Annotated in this window: 18 protein-coding genes; 14 read left to right on the top strand and 4 right to left on the bottom strand. The window is 71.0% G+C overall.

Annotation, left to right across the window (positions count from 1 at the left end):
- Positions 1–78: 78 nt before the first annotated feature.
- Positions 79–966, top strand: coding sequence for an RluA family pseudouridine synthase (locus tag SANBI_RS14160; protein ID WP_319156133.1), 888 nt, complete (start codon positions 79–81; stop codon positions 964–966).
- A 21-nt stretch (positions 967–987) separates the two neighbouring features.
- On the opposite strand, the gene SANBI_RS14155 is transcribed toward SANBI_RS14160, so the two are convergent.
- Positions 988–1,713 carry an exonuclease domain-containing protein gene (locus SANBI_RS14155; RefSeq protein ID WP_319156131.1) on the bottom strand — a complete coding sequence of 242 codons (726 nt, stop codon included), beginning with the start codon at positions 1,711–1,713 and terminating at the stop codon, positions 988–990.
- A gap of 106 nt (positions 1,714–1,819) precedes the next feature.
- Here SANBI_RS14155 and SANBI_RS14150 point away from each other — a divergent pair, with 106 nt between their 5' ends.
- The 13 genes from SANBI_RS14150 to SANBI_RS14090 all read left to right on the top strand — a co-directional run bounded on the left by SANBI_RS14150 (position 1,820) and on the right by SANBI_RS14090 (position 18,928).
- Positions 1,820–2,944, top strand: coding sequence for a GuaB3 family IMP dehydrogenase-related protein (locus tag SANBI_RS14150; RefSeq protein WP_056128819.1), 1,125 nt, complete (start codon positions 1,820–1,822; stop codon positions 2,942–2,944).
- A gap of 24 nt (positions 2,945–2,968) precedes the next feature.
- Positions 2,969–3,514, top strand: a complete 546-nt coding sequence (locus SANBI_RS14145; RefSeq protein WP_319156129.1) for a GNAT family N-acetyltransferase — start codon at positions 2,969–2,971, stop codon at positions 3,512–3,514.
- A 484-nt stretch (positions 3,515–3,998) separates the two neighbouring features.
- Positions 3,999–4,760, top strand: a complete 762-nt coding sequence (locus tag SANBI_RS14140; RefSeq protein WP_056128826.1) for a DeoR/GlpR family DNA-binding transcription regulator — start codon at positions 3,999–4,001, stop codon at positions 4,758–4,760.
- The gene (locus tag SANBI_RS14135) at positions 4,757–5,755 is read left to right on the top strand and encodes a 1-phosphofructokinase family hexose kinase (RefSeq protein ID WP_319156126.1); all 999 of its coding nucleotides are present in this window, start codon (positions 4,757–4,759) and stop codon (positions 5,753–5,755) included. Before SANBI_RS14140 ends, SANBI_RS14135 begins: the two co-directional genes overlap by 4 nt.
- Before the next feature lies 1 nt (position 5,756).
- Positions 5,757–6,221: a PTS sugar transporter subunit IIA gene (locus SANBI_RS14130; RefSeq protein WP_056128832.1), complete on the top strand. Its 465-nt coding sequence runs from the start codon at positions 5,757–5,759 to the stop codon at positions 6,219–6,221.
- The gene (locus SANBI_RS14125) at positions 6,218–7,735 is read left to right on the top strand and encodes a PTS fructose transporter subunit IIC (RefSeq protein WP_319156123.1); all 1,518 of its coding nucleotides are present in this window, start codon (positions 6,218–6,220) and stop codon (positions 7,733–7,735) included. Before SANBI_RS14130 ends, SANBI_RS14125 begins: the two co-directional genes overlap by 4 nt.
- A gap of 126 nt (positions 7,736–7,861) precedes the next feature.
- Complete coding sequence (locus tag SANBI_RS14120; protein ID WP_056128838.1) at positions 7,862–8,134, top strand: HPr family phosphocarrier protein; 273 nt, start codon at positions 7,862–7,864, stop codon at positions 8,132–8,134.
- Positions 8,134–9,804 carry a phosphoenolpyruvate--protein phosphotransferase gene (gene ptsP, locus SANBI_RS14115; RefSeq protein ID WP_319156121.1) on the top strand — a complete coding sequence of 557 codons (1,671 nt, stop codon included), beginning with the start codon at positions 8,134–8,136 and terminating at the stop codon, positions 9,802–9,804. The genes SANBI_RS14120 and ptsP overlap by 1 nt, the downstream gene beginning before the upstream one ends.
- Before the next feature lie 107 nt (positions 9,805–9,911).
- The gene (locus SANBI_RS14110) at positions 9,912–11,636 is read left to right on the top strand and encodes a succinic semialdehyde dehydrogenase (RefSeq protein ID WP_319156118.1); all 1,725 of its coding nucleotides are present in this window, start codon (positions 9,912–9,914) and stop codon (positions 11,634–11,636) included.
- Positions 11,637–12,186: 550 nt separating this feature from the next.
- Positions 12,187–13,635, top strand: coding sequence for a glycosyltransferase (locus tag SANBI_RS14105; RefSeq protein WP_319156114.1), 1,449 nt, complete (start codon positions 12,187–12,189; stop codon positions 13,633–13,635).
- Positions 13,632–16,046, top strand: coding sequence for a right-handed parallel beta-helix repeat-containing protein (locus SANBI_RS14100; protein WP_319156112.1), 2,415 nt, complete (start codon positions 13,632–13,634; stop codon positions 16,044–16,046). Before SANBI_RS14105 ends, SANBI_RS14100 begins: the two co-directional genes overlap by 4 nt.
- Complete coding sequence (locus tag SANBI_RS14095) at positions 16,034–17,134, top strand: right-handed parallel beta-helix repeat-containing protein (RefSeq protein ID WP_319156110.1); 1,101 nt, start codon at positions 16,034–16,036, stop codon at positions 17,132–17,134. The genes SANBI_RS14100 and SANBI_RS14095 overlap by 13 nt, the downstream gene beginning before the upstream one ends.
- Positions 17,135–17,482: 348 nt before the next feature.
- Positions 17,483–18,928, top strand: coding sequence for a UDP-glucose dehydrogenase family protein (locus tag SANBI_RS14090; protein WP_319156108.1), 1,446 nt, complete (start codon positions 17,483–17,485; stop codon positions 18,926–18,928).
- 247 nt (positions 18,929–19,175) lie between these two features.
- On the opposite strand, the gene SANBI_RS14085 is transcribed toward SANBI_RS14090, so the two are convergent.
- Genes SANBI_RS14085 through SANBI_RS14075 form a run of 3 tightly spaced genes read right to left on the bottom strand, consistent with a single transcriptional unit; the run spans position 19,176 to position 25,116 of the window.
- Positions 19,176–20,405: an acetate/propionate family kinase gene (locus SANBI_RS14085; protein ID WP_319156106.1), complete on the bottom strand. Its 1,230-nt coding sequence runs from the start codon at positions 20,403–20,405 to the stop codon at positions 19,176–19,178.
- Complete coding sequence (gene pta, locus SANBI_RS14080) at positions 20,402–22,603, bottom strand: phosphate acetyltransferase (protein WP_319156103.1); 2,202 nt, start codon at positions 22,601–22,603, stop codon at positions 20,402–20,404. Before pta ends, SANBI_RS14085 begins: the two co-directional genes overlap by 4 nt.
- A complete protein-coding gene (locus tag SANBI_RS14075; protein WP_319156101.1) occupies positions 22,600–25,116 on the bottom strand; it encodes a phosphoketolase family protein in 2,517 nt (838 codons plus the stop codon). Before SANBI_RS14075 ends, pta begins: the two co-directional genes overlap by 4 nt.
- Positions 25,117–25,174: the final 58 nt, after the last annotated feature.

Raw genomic sequence — 25,174 nt, 5'->3', positions numbered from 1 at the left:
CCGGTCCGGGACGGCCTCAACCCTGTCCGTCTCCAGCTGCCGCACGGCGCTGACGCGACGACCGTGGTGGAGCACCTCGTGGCGAGGTTCCCCCATGACGAGGCCCGGATGCGCGAGAAGGTCGCGGCGGGGGAGGTCGTCGACGAGATCGGGCGCCCGCTCGGCCCGGACGCCCCGTACGTCGCCGGGACGCTGGTGTACCTGTACAGGGACGCCGCGCCCGAGCCCCGGGTGCCCTTCGAGATCGACGTGCTGCACCACGACGACGACCTCCTCGTGATCGACAAGCCGCACTTCTTGGCCAGCACGCCCCGAGGCGCGTACGTGGTCGAGTCGGCCGTCGTGCGGCTGCGCCGAGACCTCGGCCTGCCCGAGATCAGCCCTGCGCACAGGCTCGACAGGATCACCGCGGGCGTGCTCGTGCTGACCACGCGGCGCGAGGTCCGCGGCGCGTACCAGCAGCTCTTCGCGAGCCGGACGATCCGCAAGACCTACGAGGCCGTCGCCCCCGTCGACCCCGCCCTCGACCTGCCCCGCACGGTGCGCAGCAGGATCGTCAAGGAGCACGGGACCCTCGTCGCCCAGGAGGTCCCGGGGGAGCCGAACGCCGAGAGCCGCGTGACGCTGGTCGACACCGTCGCCCGGGACGGCGGCGAGATGCTGGGTCGCTACGTCCTCGAGCCGCACACCGGCAAGACCCACCAGCTGCGGCTGCACATGGCCTCGCTCGGGCTGCCGATCGTCAACGACAACTTCTACCCGGAGTTCTACGACGTGGCCCCCGACGACTACTCGGCCCCGCTCCAGCTGCTGGCTCGGTCCATCGCCTTCACGGACCCGTTGAGCGGCGCACCGCGCAGCTTCACGAGCCGGCGGAGCCTCGAGGTGTGGGCGGAGGCGTCCAAACCGTCGGAGGCGTCAGTGCCGTCCGTGACATCGGTGGCGCCGGAGCCGTCGACCGGGTGAGCCCCGGAGACCCTGGTCCTCTCAGAGTGTGCGCTGCCCCGTCTGGCGGTGGTCCCGCAGCCAGGTGAGCTCGGCACCCGGGCCTGTGAGCCCCTTGCGCTCGCGCCAGGAGTTGAAGCTCTCCGCCCACCGACGGTGCTCGTCGGCCTGGTACAGGTGCAGGGCGTCGAGCTCGCGCTCGGCGAGCTCGGGGTAGCGCGCGAGCATCGCCTGGAGCACGTCGAGGGTCGCGATGACGTCGACGTCGGCCGTGTGCAGCTCACCGTCGCCGACGACCGCGTACACCCCGCACAGGTCGACGAGCTTGCGTGGCCCGCGGCGGTAGCGGTCGAGGGCCCTGTCGAGGACGAGCGGGTCGATGACAGGGGCCACCTGCCCGTCGATCCGGTCCTCGAGGCTCGGCAGGCCGTAGCGGTCGAGCTCGGCCTGCAGGATGCACAGGTCGAAGGTCGCGTTGAAGGCGACCACCGGGATCCCGCTCGAGAGCGCCCCGGCGAGCTCTTTCGCGATCTCGTCGATCGCGCCTGCAGGGTCTTGACCCTCCGCCCGGGCGACCTCCGTGGTGATGCCGTGGATGGCGGAGGCCTCCGGCGGGATCGGCACACCCGGGTCGAGCAGCCAGGTGCGGACGTCGGTCGTCACGGAGTCGCGGCGCACGAGGGCCGCGGAGACGATCCGGTCCTGGCTCACGTCGACACCCGTCGTCTCGGTGTCGAATCCGAGCAGGGGGCCCGCGGTCCAGGTCATGGGGTGTCTCCTCGAGGTCGTCGTGTGCGGCCAGCATCCCAGCCGCCACCGACACGGACGTGGACCGCCGCGCGGTCCAGGCGTCACGGGACGGTAACCTGGTCGGGTGAGCAACGAGATCGAGATCGGCCGAGGCAAGCGCGGACGGCGCGCCTTCTCCTTCGACGACATCGCGGTGGTGCCGTCACGCCGTACGCGCGACCCAGAAGACGTGTCTGTCGGGTGGCAGATCGACGCGTACCACTTCGACCTGCCGATCGTGGCTGCACCGATGGACTCGGTGATGAGCCCCGCGACGGCCGTCGCGCTCGGACAGCACGGCGGGCTCGGCGTCCTGGACCTCGAAGGTCTGTGGACGCGCTACGAGGACCCGACCGCGCTGCTCTCCGAGATCGCGCAGCTCGAGCCGACCCAGGCGACCCGGCGCATGCAGGAGATCTACTCCGCGCCGATCCAGCCGGAGCTCATCACGCAGCGTCTCAAGGAGATCCGCGCCGCGGGCGTCACCGTCGCCGGTGCGCTCTCGCCGCAGCGGACCCAGGAGTTCTACCAGACCGTGATCGACGCGGGTGTCGACCTCTTCGTCATCCGTGGCACGACGGTGTCGGCCGAGCACGTCTCGGGCAACGCCGAGCCGCTCAACCTCAAGCGCTTCATCTACGAGCTCGACGTCCCCGTGATCGTCGGCGGTGCCTCGACCTACACCGCGGCGCTGCACCTCATGCGGACCGGTGCGGCCGGCGTCCTCGTCGGCTTCGGCGGCGGCGCTGCGCACACGACCCGCGTCTCGCTCGGCATCCACGCCCCGATGGCCACAGCCGTGGCCGACGTGGCCGCTGCGCGCCGCGACTACCTCGACGAGTCCGGGGGCCGCTACGTCCACGTGATCGCCGACGGCGGCGTGGGGCGCGCCGGGGACCTCGTCAAGGCCGTGGCCTGCGGTGCTGACGCCGTGATGGTCGGCGCCGCGCTCGCACGGGCCGAGGAGGCGCCGGGCCAGGGCTGGCACTGGGGCTCCGAGGCGCACCACCCCGAGCTCCCTCGCGGAGAGCGGGTGAGCGTCGGCACCGCCGGGTCGCTCGCCGAGATCCTCTTCGGCCCGGGTCGCCAGGCCGACGGCACGCTCAACCTCGTCGGTGCGCTCAAGCGCGCCATGGCCACGACCGGGTACTCCGACCTCAAGGAGTTCCAGCGCGTCGAGGTCGTGGTCTCGCCCTACCAGCCGCGCTGACCCGCGTCTGACCCGAGACTCCCGATGACCCACGACGGCACGTCCGCCGTCCCTGCCACCCACGAGACCACCATCTCCCCGGTGACCAGGGACGACGAGCGTGCCGTCGTGGCGTTGTGGGAGGCAGCAGGGCTCACCCGGCCCTGGAACGACCCAGCGGCCGACCTGCGGTCTGCGCTCGAGACCCCGACGTCGACCGTGCTCGGGGCGCGCCTGCACGACGGCGCTCTGCCCGACGGCGCTCTGCTCGACAACGCCCTGCTCGACGGAACTCTGCCCGACGGCGCTGTACCCGACAGTGCTCTGCCCGACAGCACTCTGGTCGGGACCGTGATGGTCGGCTACGACGGGCACCGCGGATGGGTGTACTACCTCGCGGTCGACGAGGCGCAGCGCGGGACCGGTCTCGGTCGGGCGCTCATGGTCGCGGCCGAGGCGTGGCTCGTCTCCCAGGGTGCACCCAAGGTGCAGCTCATGGTCCGCACGACCAACACCGCCGTGCTCGGCTTCTACGCCGCCCTCGGCTACACCGACCAGTCCTGCGTCGTGCTGGGTCGCCGTACCGACTGAGCGGGCCCAGTCCTCCAGGCCCTCAGTTCTCGAGCCCAGCTGATCGCCGCGCCCGCAGCCGTGTTCCCTCCCTCTGGGCTCTGACGACCTGCGACCGCGCCCGGTGGATCATCGCGCAGGGCTGGCCGCGGCGCCGACACCGCTGCGCCGACCCGTGCCGGGCGGGTCCAGGTGCACCCCAGCGCAGCACTGGGAGCTCGTCCTGGTGCTCGTGCGGATGGCAGCTCCGGTACGCGCAACCCATGCCCGCACGCACGACCGGCACCGACATCTCATGTCCGATTGTGTCTGGATCCAGACCGCACCCCGCCGCGTCCTGGGCCCTTCGTCCTGCGCCTGGCTGTTGCGCGGCTCCCGCGAGCAGTGCAGCGCGCGCCCCTGACCTGCACCCCCACATCCAGGCTTGCACTCCAACATAAACGGGCGTATACAAGTGAATACAGATATCCGCGTCGTCGGCGACGCGAGCGACGATGGAGTTGACGTGTACGCACCCGAGAGACACCAGGCGATCCTGGCGACTGCACGCGCCGAGGGGCGCGCAGAGGTCGCAGGCCTCGCCCGGACCTTCGACGTCACCCCCGAGACCATCCGGCGCGACCTGTCGGTGCTCGAGCGCCATGGTCTGGTGCGCAGGGTCCACGGGGGTGCGATCCCCGTCGAGCGTCTGCGCTCCGAGCCTGCCGTCGCCGTCCGCGAGGGGATGCTCTCCGACGAGAAGCGCCGCATCGCCGCCGCGGCCCTGCGTGAGATCCCGGACGCCGGGACGATCGTCCTCGACGCCGGCACCACGACCCTGCGCCTGGCCGAGATCCTCCCGACAGACCGCGAGCTCCAGGTCGTCACGAACTCGTTGCCGATCGCCGCGCTGCTCGCGGAGCGCCCGACGGTCACCGTGCACTTCGTCGGCGGTGCGGTCCGCGGCCGGACGCTCGCCTCGGTCGGTCCCTGGGCCGAGCGGGCTCTCGCCGACATCCACGCCGACATCGTCTTCCTCGGTGCCAACGGCATCACCCCCGACCACGGCGCGACCACACCCGACCTCGGCGAGGCCGCGGTCAAGCGGGCGCTCGCCCGGGCGGCGCGGCGGGTCGTGCTGCTCGCCGACCACACCAAGGTCGGACGCTCAGACTTCGCCCGGATCGTCGGTCTCGACGACGTCGACCTCTTCATCACCGACTCAGGGATCGACGCGGACCTCGCGGCGGAGCTCGAGTCGGTCGACCTCACGGTGGTGCAAGCATGATCATCACGATCACCCCCAACCCGAGCCTGGACCGGACCCTCGAGGTCCAGGTCCTCGAGCCTGGCGAGGTGAACCGCGCGCACGCGACGCGGGTCGACGCCGGGGGCAAGGGCATCAACGTCACCCGTGCCCTGTCGGCCGACGGGTTCTCCTCGGTCGCGATCTTCCCGTCGGGAGGCTCTGACGGCGCCCGCCTGGTCGCCGAGCTCCGCGACGGGGGAGTCGTGGCGCGCCCTGTCGAGACCGGGACGGACACCCGCAGCAACATCACGGTGGTCGACGGCCGTGGTTCGACGACCAAGATCAACGCGCCGGGCGCTCCGATGACGGAGGCTGCCGTCCAGGCCCTCCTCGACGCCCTCGCGGACGAGGTGCGGCTCGCGGTCGACGCCGGGGAGCACGTCCTGGTCGTCGGCGCGGGCAGCCTGCCGGCTGGTGCAGGTGACGACTTCTACGTCAGGGTCGCGCAGGTCGCGGCACGCTCAGGGGTCCCCACGGTCCTCGACACCTCGGGCGCACCGCTCCGTGCGGCTGTCGCGGCAGGCGGTCTGACGCTCGTCAAGCCGAACGAAGACGAGCTCGCCGAGCTCGTCGGCCGTCCGCTGACCACTGTCGGGGCCGTCGTCGACGCTGCGCACCAGGTGATGGAGTCCGGCGTCACCGCCGTCCTGGTGTCCCTCGGGGCGCACGGCGCGCTGCTCGTCGCCCCCGGCAGCGTTCTCTGGGCCGGTGGCCCGGCCCTCGTCCCGGCCTCGACCGTGGGCGCGGGCGACGTGACCCTCGCCGGGTTCCTCAGCGCCCTCGTCGACGCACCCCACAGGCCGGCCTCGGTCGACCCCGAGATCTCGGCGGACGCGTTGCGCCGCGCCGTCGCCTGGGGCCGCGCCGCGGTCCTCCTCCCAGGCTCTGCAGTCCCTGCACCCCACGACATCCACCTCGACGACGTCGAGACCCTCACCGACCCATCCCGCCACATCGCACTGAAGGAGCTGTGAAGTGAGCACTTCCCTCACCCCCCTGATCACCGCCGACCTCGTCGCCCTCGACGTCGTCGCAGCCGACCGTGACGAGGCCACCCGTGTCCTCATCGACCTGCTCGCAGCCGCTGGCCGCGTGACGGACGCCGACGGCTTCCACGCCGACGTCCGTGCCCGCGAGGCGCAGATGGCGACGGGCATGCCCGGAGGCGTCGGTCTGCCGCACGCCCGCTCCGAGCACGTCACGGTCCCGACGCTCGCCGTCGCCCGCGTGCCCGCGGGTGTCGACTTCGGTGCCCCGGACGGCCCGGCGACGCTGATCTTCCTCATCGCGGCCCCGGCCAGCGGCGACAGCGACCACCTCAAGATCCTCGCGTCGCTCGCCCGCCGTCTCGTCCACGAGTCCTTCCGCACCTCCCTGCGCGAGGCCCCCGACGCCGCGACGGTCGCCGAGATCGTCACCCGAGAGGTCAACCCCTCATGAAGTTCGTCGCCGTGACGTCGTGCCCCACGGGCATCGCGCACACCTACATGGCAGCAGAGGCGCTCGAGCAGGCCGGCAAGGCCGCCGGGCACGAGGTCCAGGTCGAGACCCAGGGCTCGGCCGGCTCGACGCCCCTCGACCCCGCGATCATCGAGGCCGCTGACGGCGTCATCTTCGCCGCAGACCTCGAGGTCCGCGATAAGGAACGCTTCGCGGGCAAGCCGACGATCGACGTCGGCGTCAAGAAGGCCGTCCACGACGCCCCGGGTGTCCTCAACCAGGCCATCGCCGCCGTCGAGGCCGGCGTCTCGACGCCCGCCGCGACAGCCGGTGGTGGGTCCAAGGACCCGGCTACGAAGATCGACCGCAACGCGAGCGTCGGCACCCGGATCCGTCAGTACCTCATGACCGGCGTCTCGTACATGATCCCGTTCGTCGCCGCGGGCGGGATCCTCATCGCGCTGAGCTTCATGCTCGGTGGGTACGAGGTCAAGTTCGTCCCTGTCGACGACGTCATCAACAGCTTCGACGTCATGTCGAGGATGAGCTGGGCTGCCCTGATGTTCCAGACCGGTGCCGTGGCCTTCGGGTTCCTTGTCGCCGTGCTCTCCGGCTTCATCGCCTTCGCGATCGCCGACAGGCCCGGTCTCGTGCCCGGCTTCGTCGGTGGCTCGATCTCCGTCGCCGTCGGTGCCGGCTTCCTCGGTGGTCTGGTCTCCGGCTTCGTCGCCGGGTTCCTCGCGCTGTGGATCAGCCATTGGAAGGTCCCCAAGGGGGTCCGCGGCATCATGCCGGTCGTGGTCATCCCGCTGCTCTCGACCTTCGTCACAGGTCTGCTGATGTTCGTGGTGCTCGGGCGCCCGCTCGCCTCCCTTATGGACGGTCTCTCCGACTGGCTCAGTGGCCTGAGCGGCTCCAACCTCATCCTGCTCGGCCTCATCCTCGGCGCGATGATGGGCATCGACCTCGGCGGCCCGATCAACAAGGTGGCCTACACCTTCGCGGTCACCGGGCTCTCGACGGCTGGCCTGACCGACGGTGCCACGCAGTTCCGTGTCATGGCCACGGTCATGGGCGCAGGGATGGTGGCCCCGCTCGCGATGGCTCTCGCCACCACGGTCCGCAAGCGTCTGTTCACCCGCCAGGAGCGCGAGAACGGCAAGGCCGCCTGGCTGCTCGGCCTCTCGTTCATCTCCGAGGGCGCCATCCCGTTCGCGGCTGCCGACCCGCTCCGCGTGCTCGGCGCCTCGGTCGTCGGCTCGAGCGTGACCGGTGGGCTCATCATGGCCTTCGACGCGTCGCAGCGGGCACCGCACGGCGGGATCTGGGTCATCGCGCTCGTCGACAACTGGCTGCTGTTCCTGCTGGCCGTAGCGATCGGCACCGTGATCTCGGCCGTCCTGGTGATCATCTTCAAGGGACTGGGCTCCAACCCGGCCCTCGAGGCCGAGCAGGCGGCAGACGCCGCCGCCGCGGCCAGCGCCCCCAGCACCGCGGCGCAGCCCACAGCCTGACCGGGCGGGTCCGACCGACCCATGCACGCCCGTCCCGGTCTGCGTCGCACCTCGGCGCAGACCACCACCCGCCAGGGTCCGCACCGCTCGCAGCGGTGCGGACCACGGCCCTCGAAGGAGAGAACAATGCCCGCACGTACCGTGGCCGTCGCCTCGCGATCCGGCCTGCACGCCCGTCCCGCGTCCCTGTTCACCCAGGCTGCGGCCGACAGCGGCCTCGACGTGACCATCGCGCACGGCGAGGGCGAGCCCGTCGACGCGGCGAGCATCCTGCTCGTCATGTCGCTCGGTGTCCCGCACGGCGACGAGGTGACCCTCGCAGCCGAGGGCGAGGACGCCGACAGGATCCTCGACGAGCTCGTCACGCTGCTCGCGACGGACCTGGACGAGGAGCACTGATGCTCACCGGTGCGGGCGTCGGCCGGGGTGCCGGGATCGGACCTGTTGTCCGGGTCAGCCCGGCACCGGTCGCTCCCACGGACGAGCGGGCCCCGGCTGACCGCGAGGCCACAGCCGCGCGGGCCACAGCGGCCTTCGACGACGTCGCGGCTGCGCTGCGTGCTCAGGCCGACGGAGCCGAGGGGGCGGCTGTCGCCGTCCTCCAGGCCACGGCCCAGATGGCTCAGGACCGTGCGCTGCGCACGAAGGTGCTGGCCCGGATCGCCGACGGCGAGCCGCCTGTCGCGGCCCTCGACGCCGTCGTGAAGACCTTCGTGGACATGTTCACGGCCGCCGGCGGGATGCTGCTCGAGCGGGTCACCGACCTGCGCAGCGTCCGTGACAGGGTCGCGGCGCACCTGCTCGGTGTGCCCGTCCCCGGCGTCCCGCAGCTGACAGGTCCTGCGGTCGTCGTCGCCGAAGACCTCGCACCGGCCGACACCGCCGCTCTCGACCTGCGCCACGTCGTCGCGATCGTCACCGAGCAGGGCGGCACCACGAGCCACACCGCGATCATCGCCGGGCAGCGCAGCATCCCCTGCGTCGTCCGCGTGACCGGGGCGCTCGACCTCGAGCCCGGGACCGTCGTGGCCGTCGACGCCGCGTCGGGGACCGTCGAGGTCGACCCGGGCCCGGAGGTCGCCGAGGCCTTCGCCGAGCGCGCACGCCTCGCCGCGCAGCTCGCCGAGGACACCTCTGCGGGCGCCACGGCCGACGGCGTCCCCGTCGGTCTGCTCGCCAACATCGGCACGGCGGCCGACGCCGAGCGTGCCGCCGGCACAGCGGTCGAGGGTGTCGGGCTGTTCCGTACCGAGGTGCTCTTCCTCGAGCGGACCACTGCGCCGACCCGCGAAGAGCAGGCCGCCGTCTACGCAGAGGTCTTGCGGAGCCTCGGCGGACGCAAGGTCGTCGTCCGGACGCTCGACGCCGGTGCCGACAAGCCGCTGGCCTTCGCGACGCAGCCCGACGAGGAGAACCCTGCCCTCGGTGTCCGCGGCTACAGGCTCGTCCGCACGGCTCCTGAGCTGCTCGAGACGCAGCTCGCAGCCCTCGCCGACGCGCAGCGCGAGACCGGGATCGAGCCCTGGGTGATGGCCCCGATGATCTCGACCCCCGACGAGGCGCGCGACTTCGCGACCTCGGCACGCGCCCACGGTCTGACGACCGTCGGTGTCATGGTCGAGGTCCCCGCCGCCGCGCTGAGGGCCGAGGCGATCCTCGCCGAGGTGGACTTCGTCTCGATGGGCACGAACGACCTCGCCCAGTACGTCATGGCCTCGGACCGTCTGCGCGGCGAGCTGAGCGACCTCATCTCGATGTGGCAGCCGGCCGTCCTCGACCTCGTGGCCGCGACGGCACGGGCCGGCCAGCAGGCCGGGAAGCCAGCCGGGGTCTGCGGAGAGTCCGCCGGTGACCCTGTCATGGCTGTCGTGCTCGTCGGGCTCGGCGTGACGTCCCTGTCGATGTCCTCGGGGTCTGTGCCCGCGGTCCGCTTCGCGGTGTCCAGGCACACGCAGGAGCAGGCCCGCGCCGTCGCTGCCGCGGCGCTCGGTGCCCGCTCGGCCACGGACGCTCGGGCGGCTGCTGTCGCGGCCCTCGCACCGGAGGTCGCGGCGCTCCTCGGCGCCTGACAGACGGGCAGACCTGCCCCGCGCCCTACGAAGGGTGCGGGGCAGCGTCGTCTCGGAGGTCAGGAGCCAGCACCTCTCCCGCACCTCCTGCGGCGTAGGCTCGTCCCATGCCGAACGATCCTGGTGCAGACTCCGTCCCCGGTCCCGAGCAGCAGCACGGAGAGGGCGGGCCAGGCGCCCGCGAGCAGCGGCGTGGAGACGGCGTGCCGGGCTCTCGCGACCAGAACACGGGTGGCGACGACGGCCCTCTCGACCCCGAGGTCGAGGCGAGCGCGACCTACCTGCTCGAGCCCGAAGACCTCGCCCCGCTGCTGGCCCGAGTCGTCACCACCCACGAGGCCGGCACCCGCCGCGTCGTCGCCCCTGCGACAGGGCACGTCCTCGTCGACCTCCCGCTGTCCGGCCCCGACGACGTGACCCGAGCTGTCGACAGGGCCCGGGACGCGCAGGCGGCCTGGGCCGCGACAGATATCCGCGAGCGTGCCGCCGTCCTGCTCCGTCTGCACGACCTCGTGCTCGACCGGCAGTCGGAGGTATTGGACCTCGTCCAACACGAGTCTGGCAAGTCCCGGGGGAGCGCCTTCGAGGAGGTCGCCGACGTCGCCCAGGTCTCGCGGCACTACGGTCGCCGGGCTGGCGCGTACCTCGCGCCGCGCACGGTCCGCGGGATGCTCCCTGTCCTCACCCGGACGACAGTCGCCCGGATCCCGGTCGGCGTCGTCGGGGTGATCTCGCCGTGGAACTATCCGTTGACCCTCGCCCTGGCCGACGTGCTGCCCGCGCTCGTGGCGGGCAACGCCGTCGTCCTCAAGCCAGACCCGCAGACCACGCTCACTGCCCTGTGGGCTGCCGCTGCCCTGGAAGAGTGCGGCCTGCCGGCCGACGTGCTCCAGGTCGTCGCGGGCGGGGGAGACGTGGGCGCTGCGCTCGTCGAGGAGGTGGACCACATCGCCTTCACAGGGTCGACGGCGACAGGGAGGATCATCGCCGGTCGTGCGGGGGAGCGGCTCATCGGGGCGACCCTCGAGCTCGGCGGGAAGAACCCGCTCTACGTCGCGGCTGACGCGGACCTCGACGTCGCGGCCCTCGGCGCCGTGCGGGCGTGCTTCTCGAACAGCGGCCAGCTGTGCATGTCGATCGAGAGGCTCGTGCTCCACGAGGACGTCGCGGACGCATTCCTCGACCTCTTCCTCGAGCGGGTCTCGAGCCTGCGCCTGTCGGCAGCCCTGGACTACACGGCCGACGTGGGGTCGCTCACCTCGGCTGCTCAGCTCGAGAGGGTCGAGGGGCACGTGCACGACGCTCTCGCCCGGGGCGCGCGGATCCTCGCCGGGGGAGTGCACAGGACCGACGTGGGGCCGCTCTTCTACGCCCCGACGGTGCTCGCCGACGTACCACCCCATGCGCTCTGCGCGCAGGAGGAGACCTTCGGCCCGGTGGTCAGCGTCGTGCGGGTCGCCTCCGACGACGAGGCCGTCGCGGTGATGAACGAGACGGAGTTCGGGCTCAACGCGAGCATCTGGAGCGCAGACACCCGCCGCGCCCGCGTGCTCGCGGCGCGCGTCCGTGCGGGCACTGTGAACATCAACGACGGCTACGCCGCCGCCTGGGGCTCTGTCGAGGCGCCGATGGGCGGCTTCGGGGCGTCGGGCCAGGGACGTCGCCACGGGCGCGAGGGCATCGAGCAGTACACCGAGGCGCAGACGGTCTCGGTCCAGCGGGGAGTCATGAGCGGGGCGTCGCTCGACGAGCTCTTCGCACTCCCCGACGGGCAGGGGCAGCGGCTGCTGACGACCGGTCTGCGGGTGCTGCGCGCGCTCGGGGTGCGCTGAGGACAGACCTGGCGACGGGGTCGCGGGACGCCGGTGGTCGGGCGGTGGCCCGCGCGGGTGCGGGCGAAGCTGTCTCAGGTCCCGCGTCCGACCGCGCGTCGACCGTCGACCCGGGTCCATGAGGATTTCCGACGGGTGAAAGTTGACGTCCACCAGGTGGGACGGGAGGGCCCTGGTGCTCACAGGGACCCGGCGCGTCCCCTCAAGAGGTCTCGTCCCACGCGCGGACGTCTGCCCAGGTGGTGGGTCCGCCGCCGGTCACCGGGAGGCTGGCACCACCCACAGCACCCCACCAGAACGTCCGTTCTTCACGGAGTTTCGATCGTGTGACCTCAGGGCCCCGGGCAGCCCGCCCGCACCGAGGTCCATTGACGGTCGCAGAACCTGCCGAATACCTTGAGCCTCACTCGGGCCGCCACCCTCCCCCCTCCCCCCTCGGTGGCCCTAGGACGCTGGACAGAACGACGCTCGTGCGTCAACCGGACGATGACGTCCCCCTCCCCTCCTGCTCCACTTCTGCGCGCCTTCTTCCGACTCCGGAGAGTGCCCCATGCCTTCATCGATCCTCGTGGCGTCCCCAGCCTCGGCCCTCTCGGTCGGACAGGTGGACGTCGGTGACCTGGTCGACCAGGTCGTCCACCTCTTCCCGCTCGCCGTCGCCGGCATCATCGTCTGGTCCCTCTGGATCTACCGCGTCGTCCTGTCCCGCAGGGCCCGTCCGATCGTCACCGACCACCGCTCGACCACCTCGGTCGTCGTGCCGTCCTTCCACGAAGACCCCGACATCCTCCTGCGGTGCCTGGACTCCTGGCTGGCGCAGGACCCGACCGAGATCATCGTCGTGCTGGACGTCGCCGACCTCGAGGCCTACAGCCGGATCGTGGCCCGTGGTGACGCCAGGGTGCGTCCGGTCTTGTTCCACCACGCGGGCAAGCGCTCGGCGCTCGGCGCCGGCATCCGGGCCGCGCGCTACGAGGTCCTCGTGCTGACCGACTCCGACACGTCGTGGGAGCCGGGTCTGCTCGAGGCCGTGCAGATGCCCTTCGCCGACCCGCTCGTGGGTGGTGTGGGGACGCAGCAGAACGTGTACCAGCGGACGTCGAGCGTCTGGCGGCGCATCGCCGACTGGCTGGTCAACCTGCGCTACTACGACTACGTCCCGGCGATGGGCAGCGCGGGTGCTGTGCCGTGCCTGTCCGGTCGGACCGCGGCCTACAGGCGTGACGCCGTCGTCCCGGTCCTCGACGACCTCGAGAACGAGTTCTTCCTCGGTCGCCGCTGCATCGCGGGGGACGACGGCCGGCTCACCTGGCTCGTGCTCGCCTCGGGCTACAAGACGGTCCACCAGTCCTCAGCCCGGGCGATCTCGATGTTCCCCGACACCTTCAGCGCCTTCGTCAAGCAGCGGGTGCGCTGGAGCCGCAACTCCTACAGGTGCTACCTCACGGCCGTGTCGAAGGGCTGGCTGTGGCGGACGCCCTTCGTCACCAAGGTGACCGTGCTGCAGATCCTCCTCACGCCGCTCACGATGGGCCTGACGCTCTGGTACCTGGTGGCATCGAGGCTCGAGCTCACCACCCTGGGCATCGCGGCCGCCGTGGGATGGCTGCTCCTCGGCCGTGGCATCCGCGGGTTCTCGCACCTGCGGCGCCACCCGCAGGAGGTGTTCCTGCTGCCGCTGCTCGCCGCCGTGGTGATCATGGTCGCCCTGCCGATCAAGCTGTACGCCTTCGTCACGATGAACAAGCAGGGTTGGCTGACCCGTCACGCCGACCAGGTCGGCGGCGACGGGCAGACCGCCCGGAGCCTCGACCCTGTCGACGAGGTCGTGCCTGCGGACCAGACGGCTGCGGTCCAGGGACTCGCTGCTGCGGCCCCGGCGTCCCAGCTGCTCGCGGCCCAGATGTCAACGGTCCAGAACCCTGCACCTCAGACCACCTCTGTCACGTCTCCCGCGGTCTACGCCTCGGCGGCCCGGACGCCGGAGGCTGCACGATGAGCGCGCGTCGGGCGACCCGCGGCGCAGCCCTCGCCGCAGCCGTCGGGTGCACAGTCCTCGTGACCGGGGGCATGGCTGCCGCGACCCCGGTCCTCCAGCCTGTTCAGGTGCGCGCCGCGTCGACCGCGGTGCCCACGCCCGCACCCGTCGCCTACCCGGGCGACCCTGATGCCGAGGCTGCGCTCGTCGCGGCCGAAGACCGCCGCCTCGTCGAGGTGCGGTCGATCGCCAACGGTGCACAGTGGACCGGCGCGTCGCAGTGGCGGCCGTACAGGCTCGAGACGGGGACGACGTACACGCTCGTGCTCGTCGAGCGCGAGGCGCCCTACAGCTTCGACGACCTGCTCGAGCTCGCGCCGCAGACCCTCGTGCGCCAGCCCGACGGCTCGTACCTCCTCGGCGAGAACATCGTCGTGGAGGAGGGTGCGACCCTCGACCTCACGAGCGACGACGGGCTGCGTCTGAACCTCACGTCGACCGACGACGCCTTCGTCTCGATCGTCACGCTCGGCGGAGACCTGACGGTCGCCGGCACGGCCGAGAACCCGACCGTGGTGAGCGCCTGGGACCCACGGACTGGCACCGTGGACGACGACACCTCCGACGGGCGGGCCTACGTGCGGGTGGTCGGCGGCTATGCGGACTTCCGGCACGCGACCTTCGACCACCTCGGCTTCTGGAGCGGGACCACCGGGGGAGTCTCCCTCACCGGGACCGACCTGCCGCACACAGCGCCCGGCTCGCAGGACCTCGCGGCGGGCGAGATCCCCGCAGCCGACGAGCCGACCGCGCCCGACGGGACAGCCGGGACCGAGGGGACTGCAGGGACCGACGAGACGGCCGGCGCCGTCGCGACAGGTGACGCTGCGGCTCCAGGAGCAGCCCCCGACGGGACCGCCACCTCCACGACGAGCGCAGGTGCCCCCACCGGGACAGGCACCACGAGCACTGTCGTCTCACCGCCCTCCGCCAAGGTCTTCGGGACCGAGCTCTTGCCCACAGGGGCAGGTGCCCCGACCCTCGGGCTGGGTGCGGACCTCAGCGGCTACAGCTTCGTGTCGGCGCAGATCCAGGACGTGACGTTCTCCGACAACGCCTTCGGCCTGTTCGTCATGAACGCCGAGGGTGTCGTGGTGAGCGGGTCGCGGATCGAGGACTCCCTCGTCGACGGTCTGGTGATGCACCGAGACGTCACCGCGAGCACAGTCGTGGCGACCACGTCGACGGGCAACGCCGTCGACGGCTTCAGGCTGGCCCGCTCGACGAGCGGCATCGTCCTCGAGCGGCTGACCTCGACGGGCAACGGCCGCAACGGCATCTCGATCGAGGGGACGCCGCTCGCCGACGGTCCGAGCGCGACAGGCACGGGCACGGAGATGTCCGGCGCCAACAGCGTCTCGGAGAGCACCGTGACGGGCAACGGCCGGTACGGGATCGACGTGGTCGGCGGGACGACCATCGAGGTCGACGCGAACACCGTGACAGACAACCCCGCGGGCATCGTGGTGAGCGAGGGCGCGACGGCTGTCGAGCTCACGGACAACACCGTCGAGGGTGCGGACCAGCAGGGGATCTCGCTGAGGTCGGCCGGCACGGACACCGTCGTGACAGGCAACACCGTGCTCGGTGGTGAGATCGGCATCTACGCCCGTGACGCGGGCGGGACCTTCGAGCGCAACACCGTCGACGACGTGACCAGCCACGCGATCACCCTGGTCGGTGCGACCGGTGGTTCGGTCGTCTCGGACAACAGCGTCGGCGGACGTGGTCCGAGCGCGATCGACGTGGCCCGCACGACAGGGGTCGCGGTGTCGGACAACTCGACCGAGGACTGGGACAGCACCAAGCCCCTCTCGACGGTCCTGAGGCAGATCTTCCAGCCGCTCACCGTCGTCTGGCTCCTGCTCGCCCTGCTGGTGCTCGTCACCGCGCTGACGAGCATCCGGCACCGCAACGCGGGTGTCCGGCACCCGTACGCGAACCGTGCCCCGCTCACCTCGCTCACCCGCGGAGTGGTCGACCCGAGCGAGATCTTCGGGCCGGCGCAGGGTCAGTCTCAGGGCCGGGCCCAGAATCAGGCCCAGGACCAGCCCCAGGTCGGAACCCGGGCCGAGCAGCCGCACGGTGCCGGGAACCTCGGACCGACACTGCCTCGCCCGCAGCCCTCCCGAGCCCGTCGCGCCGACAGGTCGGCGGGGGACCTGCTGGTCCGTGAGGCACCAGCCGATCTCGAGCTGCACGACGACGGGCACCCCGGGGACGACGTGACCGGCCCAGCGTGGCAGGGACGAGAGACCCTGCAGCAGAGCCTGCAGGACGCTCGGCAGCCGGGCCAGCAGCCCGCACAGGTCGCGGAACCAGGTGGTCGGGCACCCGCCCGTGGCCCGAGGGACCTGCGGTGCGCGCCGTGACCGGCGTCCTGAGGACTCTGGGCCGACGAGCCCGGGAGGTCGTGGTCGGTGGCCTGATCCTCGCGGGGTGCACGGCGCCGGGCAGCCCGTCGCCCGGCACCCCAGAACCCTCGTCCGACCCGACAGGGTCGACCTCGAGCCCGGAGCCGTCCCCGTCAGCCACTGCGGACTCTCCTGGTGCCGCCGTCCCGGACAGCACCGTCGACTGCCCGGCCGAGCCCACGGTCTCGACCACCGACGAGCTCACCGAGAGCCTCGCGGAGGTCGAGCCCGGAGAGGTGATCGTCCTGGCCCCGGGCACCTACGACGGGTTGTTCGTCGCCACGACGTCAGGCACCGCAGACGAGCCGATCACGCTCTGCGGACCGGCCGATGCCGTGCTCGACGGCGGTGGGCCCGAGGGCGGGTACGTGATCCACCTCGACGGGGCGAGCCACTGGCGCCTCGGCGGGTTCACGGTCACCGACGGTCAGAAGGGCGTGATGGCCGACGGCACGGTCGGCTCGGTGATCTCGGGCCTGACGGTCACGTCGATCGGCGACGAGGCGATCCACCTCCGCAAGGCCAGCACGGACAACGTGGTGTCGGGCAACGTCATCAGCGACACCGGGCTGCGCAAGCCGAAGTTCGGCGAGGGTGTGTACGTCGGGACGGCCGAGAGCAACTGGTGCGACATCACGGCCTGCGAGCCCGACCCCTCCGACCGCAACGTCATCGAGGACAACACGATCAGCGGGACGACCTCGGAGAGCATCGACATCAAGGAGGGGACCTCGGACGGGATCGTCCGCGGGAACACCTTCGACGGGTCGTCGATCTCCGCAGCCGACTCGTGGGTCGACGTCAAGGGCAACGGGTGGCTCGTCGAGGGCAACACCGGGACCTCGTCGCCGACCGACGGCTTCCAGACCCACGAGATCCTCGAGGGCTGGGGCGACCGCAACGTCTTCCGCGGGAACGTCGCGACCGTCGACGGCACAGGCTTCGGATTCTCGCTCACCCCTGAGCTCTCCAACGTCGTCGAGTGCGACAACACGGCGACCGGCGCCGGCGAAGGGCTCAGCAACGTGGAGTGCGGCGCGGGCTGACCCTGCTCGCGGCGGGCACCTCCCTGACCCGACCACCTCCCTGACCGGCCACCGATCTGTCCCGACCACAGACCCTCACCCTCCCTCCCTCCCCCCCCCGGCAGCTCCGCCGACCCCAGATCTCTCTCCCTCCCCCCAGCAGCCAGCAGTGCCCTCGGTGCCCGCAGCGACGGGCACGGGCCGGCTGCGCCCTGGCACGCCGCCATCGGCATGCTCAGGTCAGCCTGACCCGTCCCAGCCAGCGGCACCGCAGAGATGCAGAGCCCGCAGAGAGAAGCCGCCCGCCGTCCCTGAGCCCGTCCCACCCTCCCCAGCAGTCAGCGGTGCCCACAGAAATCGGAGCTCATCATGTCTACCCTCCCCCCTGCCTCGCCCAGCCCCGAGCGTGCCCCCCGCCTCACCGTGATCGGTACGGGATACCTCGGTGCCACCCACGCCGTCGCCATGGCCTACCTCGGCTTCGAGGTCCTCGGAGTCGACATCGACCAGCGCAAGGTCGACCTGCTCAACGAGGGCACGGTGCCGTTCTTCGAGCCCGGCCTGCCCGAGAAGCTCGACGAGGCTCTCGCGAGCGGTCGGCTGCGCTTCACGACAGACCTCGACCAGGCCGCGGAGTTCGGCGACGTGCACTTCGTGTGCGTCGGCACACCCCAGCAGATGGGCTCGGAGGCGGCGGACCTGCGGTTCGTCGACTCGGCCTTCACCGAGCTCGCCCGCCGCATCACCCGCAAGGTGCTGCTCGTCGGGAAGTCGACGGTGCCGATCGGCACAGCCGAGCGCCTCACCACCCTGGTCCAGGAGATCTCACCCCTGGGAGCCGAGCTCGAGGTCGCCTGGAACCCCGAGTTCCTGCGCGAGGGCTTCGCGGTCCAGGACACCCTGCACCCGGACAGGCTCGTCTTCGGCGTCACGTCTCCGTGGGCCGAAGACCGTCTTCGGGCGGCCTTCGAGCCGATCCTCACCGAGGGCACACCGCTCATCGTCACGGACCTCGCGACAGCCGAGCTCGTGAAGTCTGCGGCCAACTCCTTCCTCGCCACGAAGATCTCGTACATCAACGCGATGTCCGAGGTGTGCGAGGCGACCGGGGCCGACGTCGTCCAGCTGGCAGAGGCGCTCGGTCTCGACGAGCGCATCGGCTCCAAGTTCCTCAAGCCCGGTCTCGGTTTTGGCGGCGGGTGCCTGCCCAAGGACATCCGCTCCTTCAAGCACCGTGCTGAAGAGCTCGGGATCGGGGAGGCCGTCGCCTTCCTCGGCGAGGTCGACGCGATCAACGTCCGCAGGCGCCTGCGGACCGTCGCGCTCATCCGGCAGGTCGCCGGCGGAGACCTCATGGGGGTGAGGGTCGCAGCCCTCGGTGCGGCCTTCAAGCCCGACTCCGACGACGTCCGCGACGCCCCGGCGCTCGACGTCGCCCGGATGCTCTACCTCGAGGGGGCGATCGTCTCGGTCTACGACCCCGAGGCGTCGGTCAACGCGCACAGGGTGTACCCCGACCTGGAGTACGCGGCGAGCCTCGACCAGGCGCTCGTGGGCGCGGAGGTCACCGTCCTGCTGACCGAGTGGCAGGAGTTCCGGACCGCGGACCCCGCGCAGATGGGAGAGCAGGTCCGGACCCGCACGGTGGTCGACACCCGCAACGCCCTCGACGCCGACAGGTTCCGGGCAGCCGGCTGGGACTACTGGGCGCTCGGACGTCCGCACACCGCACCGGTGCCTGTCCAGGTCGTGGTGAGCAACCGGTCGCAGGCTGCGGGACGTGTCGTCGACAAGTCGGCCGACCTGCCCTGCTGACGACCAGGTCCGGTCGCCGCAGCCCCGAGCCCGCTGTGCTGATGGTCCGCTGTGCTGATGGTCCGTCGTGCTGATGACCCGCTGTGCTGACGGTCCTCTGTACTGACTGTCCTCTGTGCTGGAGCCTCGTGGTGCTGACTGCCTGAGGACCTGACAGCCTGAGCAGGGTCTACCCCCAGGACGACGTCAGGTGCGCACCCCCGAGAAGGTGCGCACCTGACGTCTTGTCGTCGTGCCAGGGCTGTGCTCAGCCCTGCGCGCCGACGATCTCGAGGCTCTGGCGGGCGATCGCGAGCTCTTCGTTCGTCGGGACGATCATCACGCGGATCTTCGTGCCCTCGGGCGAGATGGTCCGCGCCTCGGGGGAGCGGACGTCGTTGACGACCTCGTCGATCTCGATGCCGAGGTCTGTGAGACCGCGCATCACGAGGCGACGCACGATCTCGTCGTTCTCGCCGACACCGGCCGTGAAGGCGATGACGTCGACCCGGCCGAGGACCGCGAGGTACGAGCCGATGTACTTCTTCAGCCTGTGCACGTACACGTCGAGGGCCAGGCGAGCGCCCTCGTGACCTGCTGCGACGAGCTCGTGCAGGGTGCGGAAGTCGTTGTCTCCGGCAAGACCGAGGATGCCCGACCGCTTGTTGAGCAGGTCGTCGATCTCGTCGATCGACATGCCAGCGTTGCGGTGCAGGTGGAAGACGATCGCCGGGTCGATGTCTCCCGAGCGGGTGCCCATGACCAGACCCTCGAGGGGCGTGAGACCCATCGAGGTCTCGACGGCCACCCCACCGCGCACGGCCGACGCCGACGCGCCGTTGCCGAGGTGCAGCACGATGGTGTTGAGGTCTTCGAGGGGACGGTCGAGGACCCGCGCTACCTCCTTGGACACGTACTCGTGGCTGGTGCCGTGGAAGCCGTAGCGGCGCACACCGTGCTCGCGGGCCACGTCGGCGTCGATCGCGTAGGTGTACGCGGCCTCGGGGAGCGTCTGGAAGAACGCGGTGTCGAAGACGGCCACGTGCGGGACGTCCGGGAACAGCGCACGGGCGACCTCGATGCCGCGCACGTGCCCAGGGTTGTGCAGGGGCGCGAGCGGGATGAGACCGCGGATGTCCTCGACGATCGCGTCGTCGATCACGACGGGGCCCGAGAACAGGCTGCCGCCCTGGACGACACGGTGCCCGACGGCGACGACGTTCGCGTCGGCCAGGCTCGGGCCGATCTCGGAGAAGAGGTCGAGCACGACGCGCAGCGCGGCACCGTGGTCGGGCACGTCGACCGTGCGCTGGGTCTTGGTGCCCTCGAACTTGTGCGAGACCGAGCCCTCGGACGAGCCGATCTTCTCGACGATGCCCGAGGCGATCGCCTCACCGCCGGCGGGGTCGACCAGCTGGTACTTCACCGACGAGGAGCCGGCGTTGATGACGAGGACGCTCGAGGTGGCGCGGGGGCGCTCGTCTGACGTCGGGTTCATGCTGTGGGTGCTCCAGCCTCGTGGGAGCCCGGGGTGGGCTCGGTGGTCGGTGCGGCGGCTGCCGCCTCCTCGGCGGCGCGGGCCTTCTCGGCCGAGAGCGCCTGCGCCTGGATCGCGGTGATCGCGACGGTGTTGACGATGTCCTGCACGAGCGCCCCGCGGGACAGGTCGTTGACGGGCATCCGCAGACCCTGCAGGACAGGTCCGACGGCGATCGCCCCGGCCGAGCGCTGCACGGCCTTGTACGTGTTGTTCCCGGTGTTGAGGTCGGGGAACACGAAGACCGTGGCGCGGCCGGCGACGGCCGAGTCGGGCATCTTCGAGGCGGCGACGGAGGCGTCGACCGCCGCGTCGTACTGGATCGGGCCCTCGACGAAGAGGTCCGGGCGGCGCTCGCGGACGAGGGCCGTGGCGGCGCGCACCTTGTCGACGTCCGCGCCCGAGCCGGACTCGCCCGTCGAGTAGGAGAGCATCGCGATACGGGGCTCGACGCCGAACTGCAGGGCAGTCGCGGCCGAGGAGATCGCGATGTCGGCGAGCTGCTCCGCCGTCGGGTCCGGGTTGACGGCGCAGTCGCCGTAGACGAGGACGCGGTCTTCGAGGCACATGATGAACACCGACGAGACGACCGAGACGTTCGGGACGGTCTTGATGATCTCGAAGGCCGGGCGGATGGTGTGCGCTGTCGTGTGGGCAGCGCCCGAGACCATGCCGTCGGCGTAGCCGAGCTGGACCATCATGGTGCCGAAGTACGAGACCGAGCTGACGATCTCGCGGGCCCGGTCGACGGTCATGCCCTTGTGGGCGCGCATGACCGTGTACGCCTGGGCGAACTCTTCGTGCAGGTCGCCGGTGTGCGGGTCGATGACCTTCGCCTCGGAGATGTCGAGGCCGAGCTCGACGGCGCGGGCCCGGATCGACTCTTCGTCGCCGAGGATCGTCAGGTGCGCGACCTGGCGCTGGAGCAGCGTCGAGGCCGCCCGCAGGATGCGGTCGTCGGTGCCCTCGGGCAGCACGATGTGCTTGCGGTCGGCCCGCGCCCGGTTGAGAAGCTCGTACTCGAACATCAGCGGCGTGACGACCTCGGGGCGCTCGACGTCGAGGCTCGCGAGCAGCGAGGCTGCGTCGACGTTCTGCTCGAAGAGGGCGAGGGCCGTGTCGACCTTGCGCTGGGAGTCCTTGGTGACGCGGCCGCGGGCAGAGGCTGCGGCGCTCGCCGAGCGGAAGGTCCCGAGGTCCGTCTGGATGATCGGGACGCTCGGGTCGAGGTCCGCGATGAGACGACTCACGGCGTCGGGCGGCAGGAACCCGCCGTTGAGGATGATGCCGGCGAGCGACGGGAAGTTCTTGGCGGTCTGCGCGGTGAGGAGACCGAGCAGCACGTCGGTGCGGTCACCGGGGGTGATGACCACGGCGCCGTCGGCGAGCCTGTCGAGCAGGTTCTCGAAGTTCATGGCACCGACGAGGACGTCGAGCACCTCGCGGCCGAGGAGCGCCTCCTCGCCCAGGAGCAGGCGACCGCCGACGGCTCCCATGAGCTGTCCGACTGTCGGCGCGACGAGGAAGGGATCGTCCGGCATGGTCCAGACAGGCAGCGTCTCACCGGCGAACTCGGCGCGGATGGCCTCGAGGTCGTCGGGGAAGCAACGGTTCGCGACCACGCCGATGACCTGCGCGTGGTTGGACTGGAGCTCGGAGACCGAGACCTCGCTCATCTGCCGGATCCCGGAGGGGGAGCGGTCCTTGCCCGAGAGAACGAGCAGCACGGGGGCGCCGAGGTTCGCGGCGATCCGGGCGTTGAAGGCCAGCTCGGTCGGCCCTGTGACGTCGGTGTAGTCGGTCCCGACGATCACCACGAGGTCGCACTTCTTCTCGACCTCGTGATACTTCGTGACGATCTGCGACAGCGCCGCCTCGGGGTCTTCGTGCAGGTCGTCGTACGTGACGCCGACGCACTCCTCGTAGGTGAGGTCGACGCCGTCGTGGGCCAGGAGCAGCTCGACGACGTAGTCGCGCTCTGCCCCCTCGGCCGACGCGGCCGCGCCGCGGGCGGTGTGCCCCGTCCGGGTGACCGGACGGAACACACCGACCCGCTGCACGCGGCGCGTGAGGAGGTCGAGAACCCCGAGGGCGACCGTGGACTTGCCGGTCTCACCCTCGGGGGACGTGATGAAGATGCTGCGAGCGGAGGAGCTCACTCGTTGTCGCCTCCAGTGGAAACGGTGGCGGCCTGTGGCCCGCCCACCTGGGTCGCGGTGTCGCCCGCGTCGGGCCACACCCAGTCGCGGACCTCGGGGAGGTCTTCCCCGTGGTCTCGGGTGTACTGCCGCGCCCGCAGGCGCGCGTCGGACATCTCCTGCCGGAGCACGGCGGCCCGGCTGCCCAGGTGCGGGACCTGGTCGATGACGTCCATGACGAGGTGGAACCGGTCGAGGTCGTTGAGCATGACCATGTCGAACGGTGTGGTCGTGGTGCCCTCTTCCTTGTAGCCGCGCACGTGGATGTTGCTGTGCCCGGCGCGGCGGTAGGTGAGGCGGTGGATGAGCCACGGGTAGCCGTGGTAGGCGAACACGACAGGCTTGGTGGTCGTGAAGAGGGTGTCGAAGTCGCGGTCGGAGAGCCCGTGCGGGTGCTCCTTCTCGTCCTGCAGGCGCATGAGGTCGACGACGTTGACCACACGGACCTTGAGCTCGGGCAGGTGCTGGCGGAGCAGGTCTGCCGCCGCGAGGACCTCGAGGGTCGGGACGTCGCCCGCGCAGCCGAGCACGACGTCGGGGTCCTCCCCGGCGACCTCGCTGCCAGCCCAGTCCCAGATGCCCAGGCCGCGCGTGCAGTGCGCGACGGCCTCGTCCATCGAGAGGAAGTTCGGGGCCGGCTGCTTGCCCGCCACGACCACGTTGACGTAGTCGCGGCTGCGCAGGCAGTGGTCGTAGGTCGAGAGCAGGGTGTTGGCGTCCGGCGGCAGGTAGACGCGGACGACCTCGGCCTTCTTGTTCACCACGTGGTCGATGAAGCCCGGGTCCTGGTGCGAGAAGCCGTTGTGGTCCTGGCGCCACACGTGGCTCGACAGCAGGTAGTTGAGCGAGGCCATCGGCTGGCGCCACGGGATCTCGCGGGTGATCTTCAGCCACTTGGCGTGCTGGTTGAACATCGAGTCGATGATGTGGATGAACGCCTCGTAGCAGTTGAACAGCCCGTGGCGGCCCGTGAGCAGGTAACCCTCGAGCCAGCCCTGGCACTGGTGCTCGGAGAGCATCTCCATGACGCGCCCGGCGCGTGCGAGGTGGTCGTCGAGGTCGTCGGGGATCGTCGCGGCGTTCCACTGCTTGTCGGTGACGTCGAAGACCGGCTGGAGACGGTTGGAGGCCGTCTCGTCAGGCCCGAAGATGCGGAAGTTCTCCGGGTTGAGCCGCACCACCTCGGTGAGCCACTGGCCGAGCACACGGGTCGCCTCGCTGATCGATCCGCCCGGGGTGGGGACGTCGACCGCGAAGTCGCGGAAGTCGGGCAGGCGCAGGTCCTTGAGCAGCAGACCGCCGTTGGTGTGCGGGTTCGCGCTCATCCGCAGCTCGCCCTCCGGGGCGAGGGAGGCGACGTCGGCGACGAGCCGACCGCTGTCGTCGAAGAGCTCCTCGGCCTTGTAGGACTGCATCCAGCCGCGCAGCACCTCGAGGTGCTCGGGCGTGTCCCGGGCCGAGGCGAGCGGCACCTGGTGGGCGCGCCACGAGCCCTCGGTCTTCTTGCCGTCGATCTCGGGCGGACAGGTCCAGCCCTTGGGGGTACGGAAGACGATCATCGGCCACATCGGACGGGCGGTGTCCCCACCCGCGGCACGGGCCTTGATCTCGACGATGTCGTCGAGGGCCTCGTCGAGCAGCTCGGCGAAGCGGCGGTGGATCGACACCGGGTCTTCGTCGTCGAAGCCTCCGACGAAGACGTAGGGCTTGTGCCCGTAGCCGACCATGAGCGACTCGAGCTCGTCGTCGGAGATCCGCGCGAGCACCGTCGGGTTGGCGATCTTGTAGCCGTTGAGGTGCAGGATCGGCAGGACGACACCGTCCTGGGCCGGGTTGACGAACTTGTTGGAGTGCCAGCTCGTGGCGAGCGGGCCGGTCTCGGCCTCGCCGTCTCCGACGACCGTCGCGACCAGCAGGTCGGGGTTGTCGAAGGCCGCACCGTAGGCGTGCGACAGCGCGTAGCCGAGCTCGCCGCCCTCGTGGATCGACCCGGGGGTCTCGGGAGCCACGTGGCTCGGGATGCCACCGGGGAACGAGAACTGGCGGAACAGGCGGCGCAGGCCCTCGTCGTCCTGGGTGATGTCGGGGTACGTCTCGGTGTACGTGCCCTCGAGGTAGGAGTTGGCGACGAGGCCTGGCCCTCCGTGGCCCGGTCCGGTGATGTACATCGTCGAGAGACCGCGCTCGGCGATCGCGCGGTTGAGGTGGGCGTAGAGGAAGTTCAGACCGGGGGTCGTGCCCCAGTGGCCGAGGAGGCGCGGCTTGACGTCGTCGCGGGTCAGCTCGGTGCGCATGAGGGGGTTGGACAGCAGGTAGATCTGACCGATGGACAGGTAGTTGGCAGCACGCCACCACCCGTGGATGCGCTCGAGCGTCTCGTCGTCGAGAGGCGTGTCGGGTCGCGCGCGCCAGGCGTCGGACGAGGAGGACCGGACCTCTGCGTGGGGTGTACCACCAAGAGCAGAACGTGTCATGACGATCTCCAACCGAAGTGATGGGTGAACGCTTTCATGTAACCGCATCCGCGGTCTG

The organism is Sanguibacter biliveldensis, from assembly GCF_033798665.1.
GTDB classification, from domain to species: Bacteria; Actinomycetota; Actinomycetes; order Actinomycetales; family Cellulomonadaceae; genus Sanguibacter; species Sanguibacter inulinus.
This window is presented reverse-complemented; position numbering and strand designations above follow the sequence as displayed.

Coding starts and splice junctions, on each gene's coding strand:
- SANBI_RS14125 (WP_319156123.1), top strand. CDS start 6,218: ATGAAGTTCGTCGCCGTGACGTCGTGCCCCACGGGCATCGCGCACACC.
- SANBI_RS14085 (WP_319156106.1), bottom strand. CDS start 20,405: ATGAACCCGACGTCAGACGAGCGCCCCCGCGCCACCTCGAGCGTCCTC.
- SANBI_RS14135 (WP_319156126.1), top strand. CDS start 4,757: ATGATCATCACGATCACCCCCAACCCGAGCCTGGACCGGACCCTCGAG.
- SANBI_RS14145 (WP_319156129.1), top strand. CDS start 2,969: ATGACCCACGACGGCACGTCCGCCGTCCCTGCCACCCACGAGACCACC.
- SANBI_RS14100 (WP_319156112.1), top strand. CDS start 13,632: ATGAGCGCGCGTCGGGCGACCCGCGGCGCAGCCCTCGCCGCAGCCGTC.
- SANBI_RS14110 (WP_319156118.1), top strand. CDS start 9,912: ATGCCGAACGATCCTGGTGCAGACTCCGTCCCCGGTCCCGAGCAGCAG.
- SANBI_RS14105 (WP_319156114.1), top strand. CDS start 12,187: ATGCCTTCATCGATCCTCGTGGCGTCCCCAGCCTCGGCCCTCTCGGTC.
- SANBI_RS14090 (WP_319156108.1), top strand. CDS start 17,483: ATGTCTACCCTCCCCCCTGCCTCGCCCAGCCCCGAGCGTGCCCCCCGC.
- SANBI_RS14155 (WP_319156131.1), bottom strand. CDS start 1,713: ATGACCTGGACCGCGGGCCCCCTGCTCGGATTCGACACCGAGACGACG.
- SANBI_RS14075 (WP_319156101.1), bottom strand. CDS start 25,116: ATGACACGTTCTGCTCTTGGTGGTACACCCCACGCAGAGGTCCGGTCC.
- ptsP (WP_319156121.1), top strand. CDS start 8,134: ATGCTCACCGGTGCGGGCGTCGGCCGGGGTGCCGGGATCGGACCTGTT.
- SANBI_RS14120 (WP_056128838.1), top strand. CDS start 7,862: ATGCCCGCACGTACCGTGGCCGTCGCCTCGCGATCCGGCCTGCACGCC.